An 18,239-nucleotide genomic window follows, 5' to 3' on the forward strand; every position below is an offset into this window, starting at 1 on the left:
CCGTGAGAAAGTGGCCTGTGTGAGACGTTAAACCGGGAGAGTGATTATCGACGGTGGTACAGCAGCCTGGCGAAGGCTCGCCCCGCCATCGCCAGGAAGACCGGCGCGCCGGCGATGAGGTAGAAGTAGTAGGTAACGAAGCGCCAGATGAGAACGGCTGCAGCAGCACTTTGCGTGCCAATCAACGGTGTCAGTAGTGTCGTGGAGGTCAGCTCGGCCCCGCCTGCGCCGCCGGGAAGAAAACTAAGCTGGCCCGCCGCCATGGAGATCATTTGTACCAGGAAGGTCCAGGCCCAGTCGACATGTGCGCCGAGTCCTTTCACGGCCAAGTAAAGCACGCTATAGCGCAGCATCCAGTGCGCGCAACATAGGGCGAAGACCGCCAGCAGCGTCAGGCGAGGCAGGCGTAGCGTCTCAATGAGCGCATTGCGGAAATGCAGCAATCGCCGGGCGAGACCGAAACGTGCCTTACGCCGTACCTTCAGACGCTCGAGCCAACCGCCGGTTATCTGCAGTACGCGGGTGTAATGGCGTATGATCAGCCACAGTAGCAAGAAAGCACAGACCAGCAATAAAGACGGCAGCCCCACCATCCAGCCGAGCTTGAGATCGATGGCCTCGATGACGACATAGAGCGCGACGCCAAGCAGTGCGGAAAGGAAAAAGAGCAGATCGGTCAACTGATCGATGGCAAAGATGGCGGTGGTTTGCGCGGGACGTACGCCGCGCCTGGCCAGCAAGCCAAGCAGCGTGAACAAACCGCCGGTGCCGCCGGGGGTGGCACAGATGGCGAACTCCGTGGACATCACGATGCCCACTCCGCGTGCTTGGCCGAGGCGTCCGGCCCGCCCGGCCAGCAGCAAGCGAAGCCGCAGCGCATTGATGTTCCAGCAGATGACGATCAGCAGCAGCATCAAAGCCAGCTGCTGCAAGGGAAATGCGGCGAGCTCACCGAAAAGCGCGCGCCCTCCGAACAAGAGTGGGATGCTGATGGCCGCCACCAATCCGATAACCAGCAATATCACCAGACGCTTCATGCGGCGCGCTGCTCCCTCCGACGTTGCTTCATTATCCAGTCGTACTTGGTGATGGGACGTCGTCCTTCTTGGATCAGACGCTCCAGCACGGTGAGCCAGTAGGCTTTGACGTGGGCATGACGCATGTCCACGGGGTGCAGACCCAGACGCAGCAACGGCGCCTGGCGATGACGCCAGCGCTGCGTTTCGCTGGCCAAGCGTGAGAGGCCGCGACGCCAGGCACTACGGGCACTCCATACCAGCCCGGGTGCCTCGATACACGTGAAGTCGGGCAAGGTGTAAAGATGTTGCGGATCGCTGGTGTAGAGAAAGTCGCGTTTGCACAGAGCACGCCGAGTGCCTTCGCTCATCAGCCAGGCCGGCGCCACGAAGCCGGTGGGTGGCCAGCCCTGTGATAGAAAGAGTTCCATCCCCTTATCCAGACGCCGTGCCGCCTCGTTTTCGTCGAGGGTGTAGAATTCGCCTTCCCAGGTGTAAAAGCGCCGCATGAACCAGTCGCGAGGCGTGCGCGGCGCGGGCGCATCGTCGCAATGATAATAACCGTGCAATGCCAGTTCATCGCCCTTGGCTTGACGGTGTTGCAAGTTCTCGAGGAAAGCGCCATCGCGGCGACAGTCGCTGCGATGATGAAAGTCGGGCACGACCAGCCAGGTAATAGGGATCGGACCGTATCGACGCGCCAGGGCGTCGACCTGGGCCACGAAGTCGACGTAGTCGGGCCAGGTTTCCGGCGCGACATCGTGGAGAACGAGGGAAAGGTGGCGGCGATCAGCCATGCTGAAGACTCTCCGTGTTGACGCGCTGTCCGGTCAATTCACGATAATGATGCATCAGGCTGGAGACCACGATATCCCAGTCGTGATGGCGTTCGACATGCAAACGTGCATGACGCCCTTGTTCCTCGGGCGCATTGGCGCTGAGTTCGCGCACGGCACGTGCCATGTCGTCCGCTGAATGGGGCTCACAGAGCAGCCCACAGCCTAGCGGAACATTCTCGGCCAGGGCACCGGCGCGCGCCGCGACGACTGGAATGCCACTTGCCATGGCTTCCAGGGCGACCAGGCCGAACGTCTCTTGGGTGCCGGCATGCAGCAGCATATCGCTGCTGGCCAACCATTCGGCGACCTCGGTGGTGGCCGTGTAGTGCCCGATGACGCTGACGTTGTCGGGAACGCGCTGCGGCATTTGTGGCCCGATTAACAACAAGTGGTACCCTTTGCCGAGACGTCTTGCCGTTTCCAACAGGACCGTCAGGTTCTTCTCGCGCGAACCGCGGCCCACGAAGATCAGCAGGCGGGTATCGTCATCGAGCCCCAGGCGTTGGCGACAGGTCGCTCGGCGACGTTGGGGCGAGAACGTCTTCAAGTCGACTCCCAGCGGTTGCAGGGCGACATTGCCGAGACCGAGGCCATGCAATTTATCGGCAATGATGCGACTAGGCGCCAGGACACGATCGCAATGCCGATAGAGATTCTCGACATAGTGTTCGATGGCTGTGCGCGTCCAGTTACCGAGGCGATTGCCGATCAGGCGAGGAAGATCGGAATGGTAAAACCCCACCACGGGCACATCCAGGGTCCGTCCGGCGTCTAGCGCGGCCCAGGCAGTCACGTAAGGGTCGCCGGCTTCGATGAGGTCCGGCGCCATCTGGATCAATTCACGCCGCCAGCCCTCTCGCTTCAGAGGAAAGCGATACCCCTGGCTGAAGGGGAGTGGTGGCGCGGGGACTTCATGAATGGACTCACTGATCGCATGACGGGCGCCGGGGATCACCAGGCTGGATGTCACGCCAGGGAGTGTCGCCAAACGGTTGCGTTTGGCCTCAAGGTAGGTACGCACCCCGCCGCTGGCAGGGGCGTAGAACATCGTGATATCGGCGATATGCAAAGCGTGACTCCTTGAAACCTTCCCGGTTGGTTACGGAGTGACCGCTCGGGTCTTGGCGGCTTTGTCGTGGGAATGTCACCGTGCTGTCATGAAGTTACGCTGGCACATGCCATGCCTGGCGTCCACTTCTCGTGACGCAAGGCATGGCGAGCGTCTTCAGGTGGCGGGACGTGCGACTAGCGAGCGTGTCGTTTCGACGGCTTCGGCCAGTGCGACCTGGACGTTATCGCCGAGCTTGTAGCGGGGCTGACCCTCGATCTGGATATGGCCTTCCTTGTCGTCGATGACGACTTTGTCGCGTTCGCTGTGCATGAACGGTGCTGGGACGAACGCCGTGGCGCCATTGGCAGAGAGTCGAACCCGCATGCCGCCACGATTGATGGCGATGATCTCGGCATCGAAGACCTCGCCGTTTTCGGCGGAAGGCCCGAGATAGCGCACGTAGAGCCAGTCCTTGACGTCACGCTCCGCCATGCGATTCAGACGACGACGCTCGGTGAGCTGCTCGGTCAATGCCTGGCTGGCCTCGGCGGGGGCGTCTTCGCCCTTGAGTACACGCTTGATCAAGCGGTGATTGACCATGTCGCCGTACTTGCGGATGGGCGATGTCCAGGTGGCGTAGGCCGACAGTCCCAATCCGAAGTGCGGACCGGGGTGGGCGGACATGTTGGTATAGCCTTGGAAACGGCGCAGGCGGGCGTCCAGCCAGGCGTCTTCACGTGCTTCCAGAGCGCGGCGTAGCTCGCGATAACGCGAGAGTTCCAGCAACTGTTCGCGTTCCACGCTGATATCCTGGGTCGCCAGGAACTCGATCGCCTGATCGGCCTTCTCGGGCTCGAATGCCTGGTGCACGTTGAAAATGCCATGGCCCACGCGTGAAGCGAGTAGATCGGCGCAGCAGGCGTTGGCGGCAATCATCGATTCCTCGATCATGCGCTGCGCGACGCGACGCTCCTCGATACGCACCGCCAGCACGTTGCCCGCATCATCGACGTCGAAGGCATAATCGGGACGATCCTTGAAGACCAGCGTGTGTTCCTCGCGCCAGGCATTACGGGCCTCGGTCATCGCGGCCAGCGCCTTGAGCTGCGTGGCGAGGGAGTCATCGGCGGGGGTCCAGTCACCCTGGCCTTCCAGCCAGTCGGAGACCTGGTCATAGACTAACCGCGCATGTGAGCGGACATGGGCGGCGAAGAAACGGTAGTCGCCGAGTGTGCCGTCGCTGTGGATATCCAAGCTGCAGACCAGCGTAGGGCGATCCTCTCCTTCTTTCAGCGAGCACAACTCGTTGGCCAGCGTTTCCGGCAGCATGGTGACGTTCTGGCCTGGCAAATACACCGTGAAGGCGCGTGTTTGCGCTTCCAGGTCCACCGGGTCACCCTCACGGACGTATGCGGTGGGGTCGGCGATCGCCACACTGAGGCGCCAAACGTCTTCACGTGTCTCGATGTGCAGAGCGTCGTCCATGTCGCGGGTCTTTTCACCGTCGATGGTGAAAAAGGGCGTTGCGGTCCAGTCCTCGCGCTCGAGGCCTTCATCGTGCAGCGGCCACTGCTCGCCGAATTGCGGTGACGCCTGTTCCAGCGCGTGGCGGGCCAACGTGACGCGCCATGGCACGGCAGGGTTGTCGGCCTTGACCACGAGCTCGTCGACCTGGGCGAAGAAGCCTCGGTCGTCGGGTTTGAGAGGGTGGCGCACTAAACGTGCCACGACCCAGTCGCCGTCGCCGAGTGTATTCTCGTCGAGCGAATTCTTGAGGCGTGCACGCAGCTGGTTGTTGATCAACGGATGATCGGGAACGACGCTAAGGCGTCCGTCGCGCTTGACCAGCCGCGCCACGAAGCGATCGAGACCTGCTTCGAGTAGCGTGTCGGGCTCGACGGAGGTCTTGTCTCCCTCCTGCTTGACCAGTGCATCGACGCGGTCGCCATGCAGTACCTGCTTCATGGCGGGCGGTGGGACGAAATAGGAAGTACCGTCTTCGGCTTCGAGAAAGCCGAAACCGCGATCGGTGGCCTTGATCACCCCTTGAACACGCGGGGTGGTTTCACGAATCTGTTGCTTGAGCTGTGCAAGCGCGGAGTTGTTCTGCAGCATCGAGACACATTCGGTTGGGGGGAGTAGGTCGATACTATACGGGTTCGTGTATTCCCCGCCAACCGACGCCAGGCGGGGATCTCGCCAGCATGTGCCGAGCTTGGATCAACGCAGCGCTTCACCCATCGCCGTATCGCCATCGAGCAGGGGAAACTCGTGCTGACGTAGTGCACGGTTATTCACTACTTCGAGCAACGCATGCGCCACGTTGGCGCGTGAAATGCGATTGTCGGCGGCGTTGGCGATATTGGTCGTGACGCGTTGTGTCGCGGCCTCGTCGGTCAGCCGACCGGGCTTGAGAATCACGTAAGGCATGCGGGAGGCACGCAAATGAGCATCGGCGGCATGCTTGGCGGCCATGTAGGGACGCAGCTTGGCCGGTGCCTCGAGCACCTGGTCGGCGCGCATCGCGCTGACCATGATGAAACGCCCGATCCCCAGCGACGCAGCCAGATCGACTGCACTCAACGCGCCATTCAGGTCGATCATCAGCGTCTTGTCGGGGCCGGTATGCGGCCCCGAGCCCGCCGCGAAAACCACCTGATCGCAGCCATAGAAAGCATGGCGGAAATTGCCTTCCAGATCGGCGAGCACCGTCTCGATGCCGCGTTCCTGAAACCAGGCTTGCTGGGATGTATCGCGAATCATCGCGCGAATCGGCACATCGGCCTCATGCGCGAGTTCGCAGAATTGACGACCGATCTGGCCGTTGGCGCCGATCACTAACGTCTTCATGGGGCTCTCCTCCGTGCTGTCGTGTCTGTGTGACTGCCTTCGAGACAGCTCTTTGCTGATGAATAGTGAATGCGGCTCTCACCATCGGTAATCAAGTCCGAAAGACGCTTGTGTCGGTTAGCCTTGCTTGCGTTCTTCTTTTCTCTTGGTTGTTCCTCTCGCCCTTTTTCGTTCTCTCTAGCCGCTTTTACTGACATCGCAGCGACTTAGAGAATACGCTGTCAATGAGGAGCATAATGTCGGTGAGTTGACCAACGAGGCTTTGCTGTCTCTGACCGTTTGTATGACCATCGTGCCGATGACTGCTGGCTGATTAGGCGTCAGTGGGTCGATAGCGCACCGCAACTGTGAGGAACCATCTCATGACTCGACGCTTCATGGTGGCGATGATCGTTACCTTTATTTTGCTCTTGGCGGGATGCAGCAGCATGTCCCTTGAGCAGTTCCGGGGGACCCGGCCGGCATTCGCGTTGACTGACTATTTCGATGGGAAAACCTGGGGATATGGGGTGTTCCAGAGCCGGGGCGGAGAAATCAAGCGTCAGTTCCGCGTCGAGATCGATGGTTACTGGGAGGGCGAGGAATTCATTCTCGATGAAGACTTCGTTTACGCCGATGGCGAGACCGATCAGCGCACCTGGCGCATCACACCCATGGGGGAGGGCCGTTACATAGGCCGTGCCAGCGACATCATCGGCACGGCCAAAGGCCGGGAAGTGGGACAGGCGTTGAACTGGAACTACGAACTTCGACTGCCTTATGACGACACGACCATCGATGTCACCTTCGACGACTGGATGGTCCGGCAGAGCGAAAACGTGGTGATTAACCGGGCGACCGTGACGAAATTCGGTATCCGGGTAGGGGAGGTTACGTTGTTCTTCACCAAGTCCAATCCAGACGGAGGTTCGTGATGACGACGCGTGCGGTGCTAACCGGCTGTGCTCAAGGACTGTGCCTGGCGGTGATTATCGGCTTGAGCGTTGAGTCGGCGTTGGCCGAGTCGTTTTCGGACGCAAGCACATTGGGCGATGACGAGCTCGTTTTGCAGGGAACGGGCACCGCCAGTTACATGTTCTGGGATATCTATGACGCGGCGCTTTACGCACCGGCTGACGCTAGTCGGGAGGCCATCATTGATGCCGAGGTGCCGATGAGTCTGCTTCTCGAGTATCGGCGTGCTGTGGATGTTGCGGATATTCGCAAGGCGACCTGGGCCGCGCTAGACAAACAGTACAAGGCGCAGGCGCGCGCGGCGCTTCGCCCCAGGATCGAGGCGATCCAGAATGCCATGGTCGATGTCACGGAGGGCGATCGCTATCGACTCGACTGGGCCCCTGAGGTGCCCCGATTGTCTCTGACTCTGAACGGCAATACCCGCTTCGTATCGGACGATGCCAGACTGGCGCGGGCCTATTTCGGGATCTGGCTGGACGAGCCACCACTTTCGCAGGAATTGCGTGACGCACTGCTCTCGCGAACGGACTGACGCACAAGATGCCTGGCGCCTACCGGATGCGTAGGTGCCCACGCCCATGACGTCGCAGCGTCGCGCAGAGCATCGTGGTATTTGGCTTCGGTTAGTGGCCTGAAATCTGTCAAACTCGTCTTTTATAGTTACTGAATGCACAAAGAGTGAGCGCAATGAGCGAGAAGAAACAACCCTGGAACCGGCCAATGCCGGAGCAGCAGTTCAAGCTGATGCGCGAGATCCTCGACGCGCCGAGCCCGGTAGGGCTGGAGGGCGCGATGACCTATGGCGTGCTCAAGCCACATTTCGAGTCGTTCGCTCCCGGCGATTGGCAGCTGCGCCAGTTCAAGGGCCATGCCGGCGTGGTGCTGGATACCCACCCCGGCCGTGACGACATGTTCAAGGTGATGCTGATTGGTCACGCCGACAAGATTCGCATGCAGGTGCGCTCGATCGGCGACGACGGCAAGATCTGGATCAATACCGATTCCTTCCTGCCCACGGTACTGGTCGGCCACGAGGTCAAGCTGTTCAGCGAAGACCCCGACAATCCCGGCAGCTACCGGATGATCCAGGGCGGTACGGTGGAGGCGCTGGGCGCCATTCATTTCGCCGACCCGGCGGTGCGTTCGGGTGACCGGGGCATCAAGAAGGAGCAGATCTACCTGGACCTGCAGATCCACGGCGAGAACAAGAAGCAGCAGGTACTGAACCTGGGGGTGCGCCCCGGCGATTCGATCATCATGGATCGTCCCATCCGCTCTGGCTTCAGCCCCGACACCTTCTACGGCGCCTACCTGGACAACGGCCTGGGGTGCTTCGTCACCAGCGAGGTCGCGCGGCTGATCGCCGAGGCGGGCGGCACCCGGCAGGTACGCGTACTGTTCGCCATCGCCAGCTACGAGGAGATCGGCCGCTTCGGTAGCCGGGTACTGGCCGGGGAACTCGAGCCGGACGTGCTGATCGGCGTCGACGTCAATCACGACTATATGGCGGCACCCGGCATCGGCGACCGGCGCATGCAGCCGCTGGAAATGGGCAAGGGCTTCACCATGGCGGTGGGCGCGATCGCCAGCGAGCAGCTCAATCGGATCATCGAGAGCACCGCCAAGCAGCACGACATTCCCATGCAGCGCGACATGGTCGGCGCCGATACCGGTACCGACGGCATGGCCGGCGTGTTGGCCGCGGTGGATTGCGCCGCCACCTCGATCGGCTTCCCGATCCGCAACATGCACACCATCTCCGAGACCGGCAATACTCAGGACGTGCTGGCGGCGATCCATGCGCTGACGTACACCCTCCAGGCGCTGGACGCCCTCGACGACCCGCACCGCGAGTTCCTCGACAACCATCCGCGACTCGACCGGGCCACGCCGCTGGAGCACCAAGGCTCGGCCAAGCCCGATGAAGGTGACGAGAATAGCGCTCTCTAGGCATTTAACTGTTCAGCATTTATCCGCCATGCTTAGCACGCAGAAAATGCTGAACAGTTGGGCGACTCAAGGAAAAAGCACGGAATGATCGGCCACATTGGAGTTGGAATCGTCGATATCGCTCGTGCTGCATATGGGGCTGTCCAGCTGTGGGGTGCACCTTGATCAACAGCACGTGGTGCTAACTCGAGTCCCAACTCCAGGCTGATATGCGGTAGTCTTGAGATACCGAGCACCAACCGGGAAACCCCGCATGCAGCCTCATCTGATCGTCACCGATCTGGACAACACCCTGCTCAATGCCGAGCACGATCTCGATGAATTGACCATCGAGACCTTTCAGGCACTCGCCGCCGAGGGCCATCATCTGGCGTTGGCGTCGGGACGTCACTTTCACGACATCACGGCGTTCCGCCGGCGCCTGGGCGTGCCCGCGTACATCATGAGTACCAATGGGGCGCACCTCTACGGGCCCGACGACAGCCTGATCGCCGAACAGTGGGTGCCGGCCGAATTAGTGCGGGCGTTGATAGCACTACCGCGTGATACTGATATCCGGCTCAACCTGTATACCGGGGACGAGTGGTTGATCGATGCGTCGGCACCCGAGCTGAAGGCCTTGCACGCCCACACCGGATTCCACTATCGGGTGGCCGATCTCGAGGCGCATGACGGTCGCGGCGTGGGCAAGGTATTGTGCATCGGCGATCCCGTCGCCTTGGCGTCGTTGGAACAAAGCATCACCGAGACGCTGGGTCGGCGACTGCACATGACCTATTCGATGGCGCATTCATTGGAGATCATGGCAGAAGGGGTCAACAAAGGCGCCACCTTGGAGCGCTTGTTGATGCATCTCGAGCTCCCCGTTACGCGCTGCCTGGCGTTCGGCGACAATCTCAATGATGCCGAGATGCTGGCGTTGGCCGGCCATGGCTTCATCATGGAGAACGCCCATCCTGACTTGCCGAGACGCGCGCCCGATGCCCGCCGGATCGGTCACCACCATCCGTTCGGCGTCGCACAGCATTTGCAGGAGTTTTTCGCGTTGCAGGCCACTGCCAAGTAAGTCGAGTTTCATTCATGTTCTCATGACAAGGAGTGTCATTCGTGGGAGAGCCGACGCACCACTATATGAGCGAATATGCGCGTAAAGTCTGGACCGCGGCCGGCATCGCCGCGGCCTCCGTGGCCATGTTGGCCGCACTCTGGTTCGGTTTCAGAATTCTACTGATGGTCTTCGTCGGGCTGTTGCTGGCACTGGCCTTTTCGCTGCCGGCAGGCTGGTTATGCCGTCACAGCTTCCTCTCTCGGCGTTGGGCATTAGTGGTCGTATTGTGCGTCGTTTCTGGCTTGCTTGCCGCTTTCAGCGTGAACTTTGCCTTCAGTATAAGCCAGCAATTCGAACAGCTTGCCAAGACACTGCCCAACTCGCTGGCCGACTTGAAACAAACGATAGGCCAGTGGCCGCTGGGATCGCAGTTTATCGAGCGAGTAAGCGATAATTCGTCGTCCGAGAATGTGCTGGGCAACTGGTCCGCACGCGTTTCCACCGTTTTTTCGACCACACTGGGAGCCTTGCTCAATGTGGTAGTGGTGGTGTTCATTGGGCTATTCATTGCGTTCGATCCGGGGATTTACAAAGCTGGCGTATTGCGGCTCATCACGCCTTCTCGGCGGGAGGGGGCCGCCGATCTAATGGATGTCATCAAGCGTAAGCTTGCCTGGTGGCTATTGGGCAGGCTCGCGTCGATGTCCGTCGTCGGAGTGCTGGTCGGCATTGGTCTCTGGATGTTGGGCATTCCCATGGCATTGTCACTCGGCCTTCTCGCGGCATTCTTATCGCTTATCCCTTATTTGGGACCGGTGGTGTCGGCGATTCCTGCCTTGCTGGTGGCGTTCTCGATCGATGCCACGGCGATGCTGCATGTGGCCGTGCTTTATGTCGGCGTCCAGGCACTGGAAAGTTATCTGATCACGCCACTCATCCAGCGCGAGGCGGTCAGTATTCCCCCAGGGCTGTTGCTGGTGATGCAGGTATGGCTCGGGTGGGTGGCCGGCTTGATAGGCGTGTTGGTTGCCGAACCGCTGGTCGTGCTGGGCATGGTGCTCATTCATCGCTTGTACGTGAAGGGCTGGCTCGAGCAGAGAGGGCATGTCCTCGAGCGAACACCCAAACCGGCCACCGATACATGAGGGTGGCCGGATAGTAGGCGAATCAATGCACGCTGATCACGTGGCATGGGGCCGTATGCGACACTTTGTGCGAGACGCTGCCGACGACGAGGCCCGCGATATCGCTCAAGCCACGGCTGCCCATCACGATGGCGTCGGCGTCCAACGTCTTGGCTTGTTCAATGATCACCCGTGCTGGGTCGCCCTGATGCAGCGAGCCTTCGACATCGGTAATGCCGCGTTCGCCGGCGGCCTGAGTCGCGGCATCGAGCAGTTGTCGGCCGGCACGCTCGAGTTGCTCGGCGCTGGCCTCCATGGGCACCGCGCCGACGCCCCAGACGAGGAGGGTGTCATGGGCCAGCGATTCGGGAATATGCAGGATATGTAGGCGTGCACCGTCGGCGCTGGCCAGCTTGCAGGCGATATCGAGTGCCGTGCTGGCCGCTTCAGAGCCATCGATGGGGACGATGAGAGTCTTGAACATCGCGACCTCCTGGATTGTCGTGAGGATGATGCCCGCGATGCCTATGCCTTGACGAACGCGAGCGCCTTTCCCTCAGCCTAGTTCTCCAGAACGCGCTGAAGTGTGATCTGGATCAATTTATTGTGGATGAGGCAGCGTTACTCGATGTTTCCAGCCGGCGCAGGCGTTGCCAGAGTTCGCGGCGCAGGTCGGCAAGGCGTGGGGCTTCGCCCTCGTCGAAAGGTAGCGGGCGTGTCATGCGCAGCGTGCGCAAGCCGAGTCGCGCGCTGAGCAGGCCTGCGCCAAGCCCTTGCCCGGCGCGGGCGGAAAGCTTGCCGGCCACGTTCATGGAGAGCAGATCCATCCCGGCATCCGTGGCGATCTCACTGGCGCCAGCGAAGGCCATGTTGTAAAGCACCGCGCGGAACAGGCGCAGGCGACTGGCGTACCCCAGCTCCAGGCCGTAGAGCGCGGCGAGGCGGTCGATCAAGGCGATGTTGCGCCATGCCATCAAGGCCATGTCGAAGAACGTCAGCGGGCTGACGGCAACCATGACGGCGGTTTCACTGGACATGCGCGCGATCAACCGGCGTGCCTGGCGGTCGCGCGGGGCCAGGAGGTGATGCGCCAGCAGGGTGCGTGTTTCCTGAGCGTCGTGGTGCGGCTGATGTGCGGCTTGAAAAGCGCGCCAGTGGGGATCGTCGTCGCCGAGTTGCATCTGGCGTCGCAAGCGTTCGGCGAGCGCCTGCATGTCCTGGGGCGTGGTCTCTTCCGGGGTGTCGAGTTGCTCGCGTAATCGAGTGTGCCGCTTCAGACGCCGCAGGCGCCAGATTTCACGTGACAGCGCCACGCCACCCAAGCCCAATGCCAACAGGCCCAGCGCGCTCCATGCGCCGGCTAACCAGTCGCCGCCCAGGCTGGCGGTATAGAGATGGCGTGCTACTTCCAGGCCGCCGAGCGCAAGGCAGCCGCTGAGTAGGGTCATGAGTCCCCAGCGGCGCTTGCGGGGTTTGCCCAGGCTGGCATCGAGTGGTATCTCCGATGCGGTGTCCTGTGCGGCAAGCGGATGAGTAACGCTGTCCGTAGTGAAGCGTTCCCCCGGTTCGGGAGTGGCCGTAAAGCGGGGCGGGGACTCGGGGTCGACACGAAAACGTTGTCCGGGGCGCGGCTCGCTCATTTCAATTTATCTCCCATCAGCCAGTCGAGCGCTGCATCCATGCGTAAATGCGGCAGTTCGGGCGTGTCGCGGTGCGGAGGCCGAAACGCCGTGAAGGCGAATCCCTGACGGGCCCAGAAGTCGTGCTCAGGTAAGCGGGGTGGCACATCGCCGGGAAACAATAGGACGTCCTCGCCTTCCAGGGTGGTGCCACGCAGGGCGGCGCGACGTTGGCCAGCATTATCGACTTCGCGTGGCTCGGTGGCACGCACCGCCGCCAAGGACAGCGCCTTCACCGGCACGTCGGCATAGCGCAGATCCTTGAGCGGCTCGGCGAGCAGGGATTCGAGCAGGGCGACGACGTTGGGATGCTGTTCGGGCGTGACGTGGTCGGCTTTGGTCGCGGCAATGGCCAGACGATCGATGCGCGGCGAGAACAAGCGGCTCATCAGGCTGCGTTTGCCGTAATCGAAACTCCGCATCAGGGTACTCAGTGCCCGGGAGAGATCCTCGAAGCGCTCCGGACCGGCGTTGAGCGCGCCCAGCACATCGACCAGCACGATCTGGCGGTCGAAGCGCCGGAAATGGTCACGGTAGAACGGTTTGACCACGTGGCGGCGATAATGGTCGAAGCGTCTCGCGAGCGTCTTGTAGACGCTCGCCTCGGGCAAGGCATCGAGTTCGGCGCGGTTGGCTTCGCTCACGCCGGGAAGCGGAAAAAATTGCAGCACCGGTGCCTCTTCCAGATCGCCTGGAAGCAGGAAGCGGCCCGGCTGCAGGTCGGCGAAGCCGGCCTCGCGCGAGGCGCGCAAGGCATCAGCATAATGGTTGGCGATCTCGGCGAGTTGGCCTTCGTCGGCTTCGTCGTCCGGGGCCAGGGCCTCGGCGGCGCTCAACCAGATCGCGGCGAGGCGTTGGCGCTCACTGCCCATGGCGGTCTGCTGTGCCTCGCTCCAACTGAGGAAATCGTGCTCGAGCAGCGGGAGGTCGAGCAACCATTCACCGGGGTAGTCGATCAAGTCGAGGGTGAGCGTCGCCGTATCGCCCAACAGGCCCCGGGCGCGCCGTGTACGGTGCTTGATGGTCAGGCGCAACTCACTGATGCCGCGCGTGGGCGCCGGCCAGTGCGGCGGTGTGCCGTCGAGGGAGGCCATCGCGGCGTCATAGGGAAACCGCGGCACGCCGAGGTCGGGCTGAGCGACCCGCTGGGCGCCAAGCAGGCGACCCTCGCGGGCGGCGCGCAACAGATCGAGGCGTGCTTCCAGGCCCGCATGGCGCAACTGATGCACCAGCGAGGTCAGGAAGGCGGTCTTGCCGGCCCGGGAAAGACCGGTAACGGCGAGACGCAGTTGGCGGTCTCGGCCGCGTTCGATGAAATTGTGCAATTCCTGGGTCAGGTGACGTCGCATTACGGTATCCGACTGAAGTTCTGCTTCGAATGTGCGGGTGAATCGTGCCCAAGGCAAGAGGCGATAGTCTTCTCAAATAGTAATAATTGTCATTATTGATGCGAATGGTCGCTATCTTGACGCTAACATAGCGTTCGAAGCCGTGAACTCGTCGGCTCTCTTCACATCGAATCCATAGAGGACTAAAATGGTCCTCAATAGAGCATCCGTGGAGTGAGGGCATGTTGAAGCTTTCCAAGCTAACCGACTATGCCGCCGTGGTAATGGCGCAGATCGCGCGTTACCCGGAGCAGGCACACGCCGCCACCGAGCTGGCCGATGCGGTGCAGTTGCCACACCCCACCGTCAGCAAGACGTTGAAGATGCTGGTGAGAGCCGGGCTTCTGGAATCGCGGCGCGGCTCGTTGGGCGGTTATCGGTTGGCGCGACCGGCGGCGTCCATTACCGCCTCCGATATCATCGGCGCCATCGAAGGGCCGGTAGCGATGACCGAGTGCAGCCACGCCGATGGCGACTGCGATCTGGTCAACACTTGCGGCGTCGCCGATAACTGGCAGCGTGTCTCGCTGGCTATTCGCACCTTGCTCGACAGCGTGACCCTGGCGCATCTCGCCCAGGAAGCACCGCTGAAACTGCCCGTTCAATTGCCCATACAGAGCGTGACCTTGGCGAGTCGCGCCGAGATTTGATTAGACGATATCGGGGCCGTGGCGATGGCCACGCGCCGAGAGCATACCGCTCGGGAGGAGAGACACCATGGCAAGTCAGGAAATGGAAGAGCTTGTTCAGCGCGAATATACCCAAGGGTTCGTGACTGACATCGAAAGCGATACCGTACCGCCGGGGCTGGATGAAAACACCATCGCCTTCATCTCGAACAAGAAAGGCGAGCCCGAGTGGATGCTGGAATGGCGCCTGGAGGCTTATCGTCAATGGTTGACGATGACTACGCCTTCTTGGGCGCATCTCGACTATCCGCCTATCGATTATCAAGCGATCTCCTATTACAGCGCGCCCAAAAAGCAGGAAGACAAGCCGCAGAGCCTCGACGAGGTCGATCCCAAGCTCCTGGAAACCTATGAGAAGTTGGGGATTCCGCTGCACGAGCGCGCGGCGCTGGCCGGGGTCGCGGTGGATGCGGTGTTCGACTCCGTCTCCGTGACGACCACCTTCAAGGAGAAGCTGGCGGAAGCGGGTGTCATCTTCTGCTCGATTTCCGAAGCGATTCGCGAGTATCCGGAGTTGGTGCGCCAGTACCTGGGTAGCGTCGTGCCTCAGGGTGATAACTACTTCGCCGCGCTCAACTCGGCGGTGTTCACCGACGGTTCCTTCGTCTATGTGCCCGAAGGTGTCGAGTGCCCCATGGAGCTGTCCACCTATTTCCGCATCAATGCGGCGAATACCGGCCAGTTCGAGCGCACATTGATCGTCTGCGACAAGCGCGCCCAGGTGTCCTATCTGGAAGGTTGCACCGCGCCGCAGCGCGACGAGAACCAACTGCATGCGGCGGTGGTCGAGCTAGTAGCTCTGGAAGATGCCAACATCAAGTACTCGACGGTCCAGAACTGGTACCCCGGTGACGAGGACGGCAAGGGCGGTATTTACAACTTCGTCACCAAGCGCGGCGATTGCCGAGGCGATCGCTCCAAGATCAGCTGGACGCAGGTCGAGACCGGTTCGGCGATCACCTGGAAGTATCCGTCCTGCATGCTGCGCGGCAAGGACAGTGTCGGCGAGTTTTATTCCGTGGCGGTGACCAACGGTCGCCAGCAGGCCGATACCGGCACCAAGATGATTCATATCGGCGAAGGAACGCGCTCTACCATCATCTCCAAGGGGATCGCCGCCGGGCGCAGCGATCAGGCGTATCGTGGCCTGGTCAAGGTCGGTCCGCGAGCCAAGAACGCGCGCAACTTCACGCAGTGCGATTCGCTGTTGATCGGTGACCGCTGTGGCGCGCATACCTTCCCGTATCAGGAAATCGGCAATAGCTCGGCGACCGTGGAGCACGAGGCGACCACCTCGAAGATCGGCGAGGATCAGCTGTTCTACTGCCAGTCACGCGGCATTTCCGAAGAAGACGCCGTCAACATGATCGTCAACGGCTTCTGCAAGGACGTCTTCCAGGAGCTGCCGATGGAATTCGCGGTGGAAGCCGAGGCGCTTCTCAATGTGACGCTGGAAGGGGCCGTCGGGTAACGCGCCCGATATGCCGTCAGGCGCACAGTCAAGGTCTCAATCCATGTATCGAAGTCGCCGGGCGACTCGAACGCAAGCAAGGTATCAAGATGCTCGAAGTCAAAGATCTGCATGTCACGGTGGAAGGCTCGGAAATCCTCAAAGGGCTGAACTTGACCGTCAATCCCGGCGAGGTTCACGCCTTGATGGGCCCCAATGGGGCGGGCAAGTCGACGCTCTCGGCGGTGATTGCGGGTAAGGACGGTTACGAAGTGACCAGCGGTGAAGTGCTGTTCGAAGGCAAGAACCTGCTGGAAATGGAAATCGAAGAGCGCGCGCTGGCCGGCATTCTGCTGGGCTTCCAGTACCCCGTGGAAATTCCGGGCGTCAAGAACATCTACCTGCTCAAGGCGGCGCTCAATGCCCAGCGCGTCGCGCGTGGAGAAGAGGAAATTCCGGCGCCGGAATTCATGAAGCTGGTCCGCGAGCAGTTGAGCTTCATGAAGATGGACGGCAGCTTCTTGCAGCGTGCGGTCAATGAGGGGTTCTCGGGCGGCGAGAAGAAACGCAACGAGATTCTGCAGATGCTGGTGTTGCAGCCCAAGCTGGCGATGCTCGACGAGATCGACTCGGGGCTCGACATCGACGCCATGAAAGTGGTCGCCGAGGGCATCAACTCGCTGCGCAATGCCGATCGCGCGATTCTCATGGTGACGCACTATGAGCGTCTGCTCGAACATATCGTGCCGGATCGCGTCCATGTCCTGGTGGACGGCCGTATCGTCAAGTCCGGCGATAAGAACCTCGCCAACGAGCTCGAAGCTCGTGGCTATGAATGGGTGCTGGAGGAGTCTGCGGCATGAGTGCAGCACACGCTTTTCTACAGCGGCTCGGCGAGCGAGTCGATGACGAGCCGACCTGGGTAGCGGCACGCCGCCAGGCCGGCGCGGCACGCTTCGAAGCCTTGGGATTTCCCACCAAGCGTGACGAGGCCTGGAAATATACCGACGTTCGTCGCATCGCCGAAGGCGAATTCACGCTGGCCGATGATGCCGAACTCGATGAGGCACGTTTCGCGGCACTCGGCATGCCGCTGGACGCGCATCGCCTGGTATTCGTCGATGGTGTCTTCTCGGCGGCCTTGTCCGACCTGACCGATCTGCCCGACGGCGTTTCTATCGAGCCGTTGACCACGGCAATGCGGACCAATCACGAGGCGATCGGTGGCGCCATCGGGCGTCTGGCAGGGGTCGACTTCTCGCCGTTCACCGCGCTCAACGTGGCGCTTTCCGAGGAAGGCGCAGTCGTGCGTATCGGTCAGGGCGCCGTGGTCGAAAAGCCGATCTATGTGGTTTTCGCCTCGCGTGCCAATGAATCGGCACGGATGAGTCATCCGCGCGTGTTGGTGATGGCCGGCGCGCGCAGCCAGTCCACGGTGGTCGAGCATTACGCTGGTGAAGTGGGTGCGGCCAACTTCACCAACGTGGTCAGCGAAGTCATGCTCGAACGCGGCGCCATCGTCGATCACTACAAGCTTCAGGAAGCCTCGAGCGAGGACCTGCACGTGGCGAGCATCCATGTCGAGCAGGGCCGCGATTCGCGTTTTACGTCGTTCAACTTGAACCTGGGTGGCGCGCTGGTGCGCACCGACCTGGTCACGGATCTCAACGCGCAAGGCGCGGAGACCCATTACAATGGCTTGTTCTTCGTCCAGGGCCGTCAGCACGTCGACAATCACACCCTGGTCAACCACAACGCGCCGAACACCTTCTCCAACGAGAACTACAAGGGCATTCTCAACGATCGTGCCCGAGGCGTGTTCAACGGCAAGGTGGTCGTCAAGCGCGATAGCCAGCAGATCGAGGCGTATCAGAACAACGCCAACCTGCTGTTGTCCGACCGCGCCGAGATCGATACCAAGCCGGAGCTGGAAATCTACGCCGACGACGTCAAGTGCTCGCACGGCGCGACGACCGGCCAGCTCGACGAGGAGGCCGTCTTCTCGTTGCGTACGCGCGGCATCGATGAGCAGATGGCGCGCGGTCTCTTGACGTTGGCGTTCGCTGGCGAAGTGATGGACCAGGTGCGTTTGCCGGTCATTGCCGAGCGTGTCGAGCGTGCCGTGGCGGGAAAACTTCCCGAGCGCTTCAATCTCGCGGATCTGGTCGAGGTTTCCGACGCGCTTGAGGAGGCCTGAG

At 61.3% G+C, this 18,239-nt stretch carries 17 protein-coding genes; 9 read left to right on the forward strand and 8 right to left on the reverse strand.

Annotated features, from left to right (window positions below):
* Window positions 1–44 precede the first annotated feature (44 nt).
* The 5 genes from gpgF to C8E00_RS00595 all read right to left on the reverse strand — a co-directional run bounded on the left by gpgF (window position 45) and on the right by C8E00_RS00595 (window position 5,756).
* Entirely contained in the window at window positions 45–1,037 is a 993-nt protein-coding gene (gene gpgF / locus C8E00_RS00575; protein WP_133693348.1) for a glucosaminyl phosphatidylglycerol flippase, read from the reverse strand.
* Window positions 1,034–1,813, reverse strand: coding sequence for an N-acetylglucosaminyl phosphatidylglycerol deacetylase (gpgD, locus tag C8E00_RS00580; RefSeq protein ID WP_133693351.1), 780 nt, complete (start codon window positions 1,811–1,813; stop codon window positions 1,034–1,036). Before gpgD ends, gpgF begins: the two co-directional genes overlap by 4 nt.
* Window positions 1,806–2,924, reverse strand: coding sequence for an N-acetylglucosaminyl phosphatidylglycerol synthase (gene gpgS / locus C8E00_RS00585; protein ID WP_133693353.1), 1,119 nt, complete (start codon window positions 2,922–2,924; stop codon window positions 1,806–1,808). The genes gpgD and gpgS overlap by 8 nt, the downstream gene beginning before the upstream one ends.
* Window positions 2,925–3,080: 156 nt before the next feature.
* Window positions 3,081–5,021, reverse strand: coding sequence for an exoribonuclease II (locus tag C8E00_RS00590; protein ID WP_133693355.1), 1,941 nt, complete (start codon window positions 5,019–5,021; stop codon window positions 3,081–3,083).
* A gap of 105 nt (window positions 5,022–5,126) precedes the next feature.
* Window positions 5,127–5,756 (reverse strand): SDR family oxidoreductase, encoded by a 630-nt coding sequence (locus C8E00_RS00595; RefSeq protein WP_133693357.1) that lies wholly within the window; start codon window positions 5,754–5,756, stop codon window positions 5,127–5,129.
* Window positions 5,757–6,118: 362 nt separating this feature from the next.
* Between C8E00_RS00595 and C8E00_RS00600 the strand changes: the two genes are divergently transcribed.
* The 5 genes from C8E00_RS00600 to C8E00_RS00620 all read left to right on the forward strand — a co-directional run bounded on the left by C8E00_RS00600 (window position 6,119) and on the right by C8E00_RS00620 (window position 10,856).
* Window positions 6,119–6,670, forward strand: coding sequence for a DUF3833 domain-containing protein (locus C8E00_RS00600; protein WP_133693359.1), 552 nt, complete (start codon window positions 6,119–6,121; stop codon window positions 6,668–6,670).
* Entirely contained in the window at window positions 6,670–7,245 is a 576-nt protein-coding gene (locus C8E00_RS00605; RefSeq protein WP_133693361.1) for a chalcone isomerase family protein, read from the forward strand. The genes C8E00_RS00600 and C8E00_RS00605 overlap by 1 nt, the downstream gene beginning before the upstream one ends.
* 155 nt (window positions 7,246–7,400) lie before the next feature.
* Window positions 7,401–8,663, forward strand: a complete 1,263-nt coding sequence (locus C8E00_RS00610; protein WP_133693363.1) for a M20/M25/M40 family metallo-hydrolase — start codon at window positions 7,401–7,403, stop codon at window positions 8,661–8,663.
* Between the two features lie 253 nt (window positions 8,664–8,916).
* A complete protein-coding gene (locus C8E00_RS00615) occupies window positions 8,917–9,729 on the forward strand; it encodes a Cof-type HAD-IIB family hydrolase (RefSeq protein WP_133693365.1) in 813 nt (270 codons plus the stop codon).
* Window positions 9,730–9,770: 41 nt separating this feature from the next.
* Window positions 9,771–10,856: an AI-2E family transporter gene (locus C8E00_RS00620; RefSeq protein ID WP_133693367.1), complete on the forward strand. Its 1,086-nt coding sequence runs from the start codon at window positions 9,771–9,773 to the stop codon at window positions 10,854–10,856.
* 22 nt (window positions 10,857–10,878) lie between these two features.
* Here C8E00_RS00620 and C8E00_RS00625 read toward each other — a convergent pair whose 3' ends face one another.
* The 3 genes from C8E00_RS00625 to C8E00_RS00635 all read right to left on the reverse strand — a co-directional run bounded on the left by C8E00_RS00625 (window position 10,879) and on the right by C8E00_RS00635 (window position 13,863).
* The gene (locus C8E00_RS00625) at window positions 10,879–11,319 is read right to left on the reverse strand and encodes a universal stress protein (RefSeq protein ID WP_133693369.1); all 441 of its coding nucleotides are present in this window, start codon (window positions 11,317–11,319) and stop codon (window positions 10,879–10,881) included.
* Window positions 11,320–11,431: 112 nt separating this feature from the next.
* Window positions 11,432–12,475, reverse strand: coding sequence for a YcjF family protein (locus tag C8E00_RS00630; RefSeq protein WP_133693371.1), 1,044 nt, complete (start codon window positions 12,473–12,475; stop codon window positions 11,432–11,434).
* On the reverse strand, window positions 12,472–13,863 hold the full coding sequence (locus C8E00_RS00635) for a YcjX family GTP-binding protein (RefSeq protein ID WP_133693373.1): 1,392 nt from the start codon (window positions 13,861–13,863) through the stop codon (window positions 12,472–12,474). Before C8E00_RS00635 ends, C8E00_RS00630 begins: the two co-directional genes overlap by 4 nt.
* Before the next feature lie 221 nt (window positions 13,864–14,084).
* Here C8E00_RS00635 and C8E00_RS00640 point away from each other — a divergent pair, with 221 nt between their 5' ends.
* The 4 genes from C8E00_RS00640 (at window position 14,085) to sufD (ending at window position 18,238) form a co-directional block, all read left to right on the forward strand.
* Window positions 14,085–14,552, forward strand: coding sequence for an SUF system Fe-S cluster assembly regulator (locus tag C8E00_RS00640; RefSeq protein ID WP_040244045.1), 468 nt, complete (start codon window positions 14,085–14,087; stop codon window positions 14,550–14,552).
* Window positions 14,553–14,619: 67 nt separating this feature from the next.
* Window positions 14,620–16,062, forward strand: coding sequence for a Fe-S cluster assembly protein SufB (sufB, locus tag C8E00_RS00645; protein ID WP_040244044.1), 1,443 nt, complete (start codon window positions 14,620–14,622; stop codon window positions 16,060–16,062).
* An 89-nt stretch (window positions 16,063–16,151) separates the two neighbouring features.
* Window positions 16,152–16,904 carry a Fe-S cluster assembly ATPase SufC gene (gene sufC / locus C8E00_RS00650; RefSeq protein WP_133693375.1) on the forward strand — a complete coding sequence of 251 codons (753 nt, stop codon included), beginning with the start codon at window positions 16,152–16,154 and terminating at the stop codon, window positions 16,902–16,904.
* The gene (gene sufD / locus C8E00_RS00655) at window positions 16,901–18,238 is read left to right on the forward strand and encodes a Fe-S cluster assembly protein SufD (protein ID WP_133693377.1); all 1,338 of its coding nucleotides are present in this window, start codon (window positions 16,901–16,903) and stop codon (window positions 18,236–18,238) included. The genes sufC and sufD overlap by 4 nt, the downstream gene beginning before the upstream one ends.
* The last annotated feature ends 1 nt before the right edge of the window (window position 18,239 follow it).

This window comes from Chromohalobacter marismortui (genome assembly GCF_004364315.1).
Classification (GTDB): Bacteria; Pseudomonadota; Gammaproteobacteria; order Pseudomonadales; family Halomonadaceae; genus Chromohalobacter; species Chromohalobacter marismortui.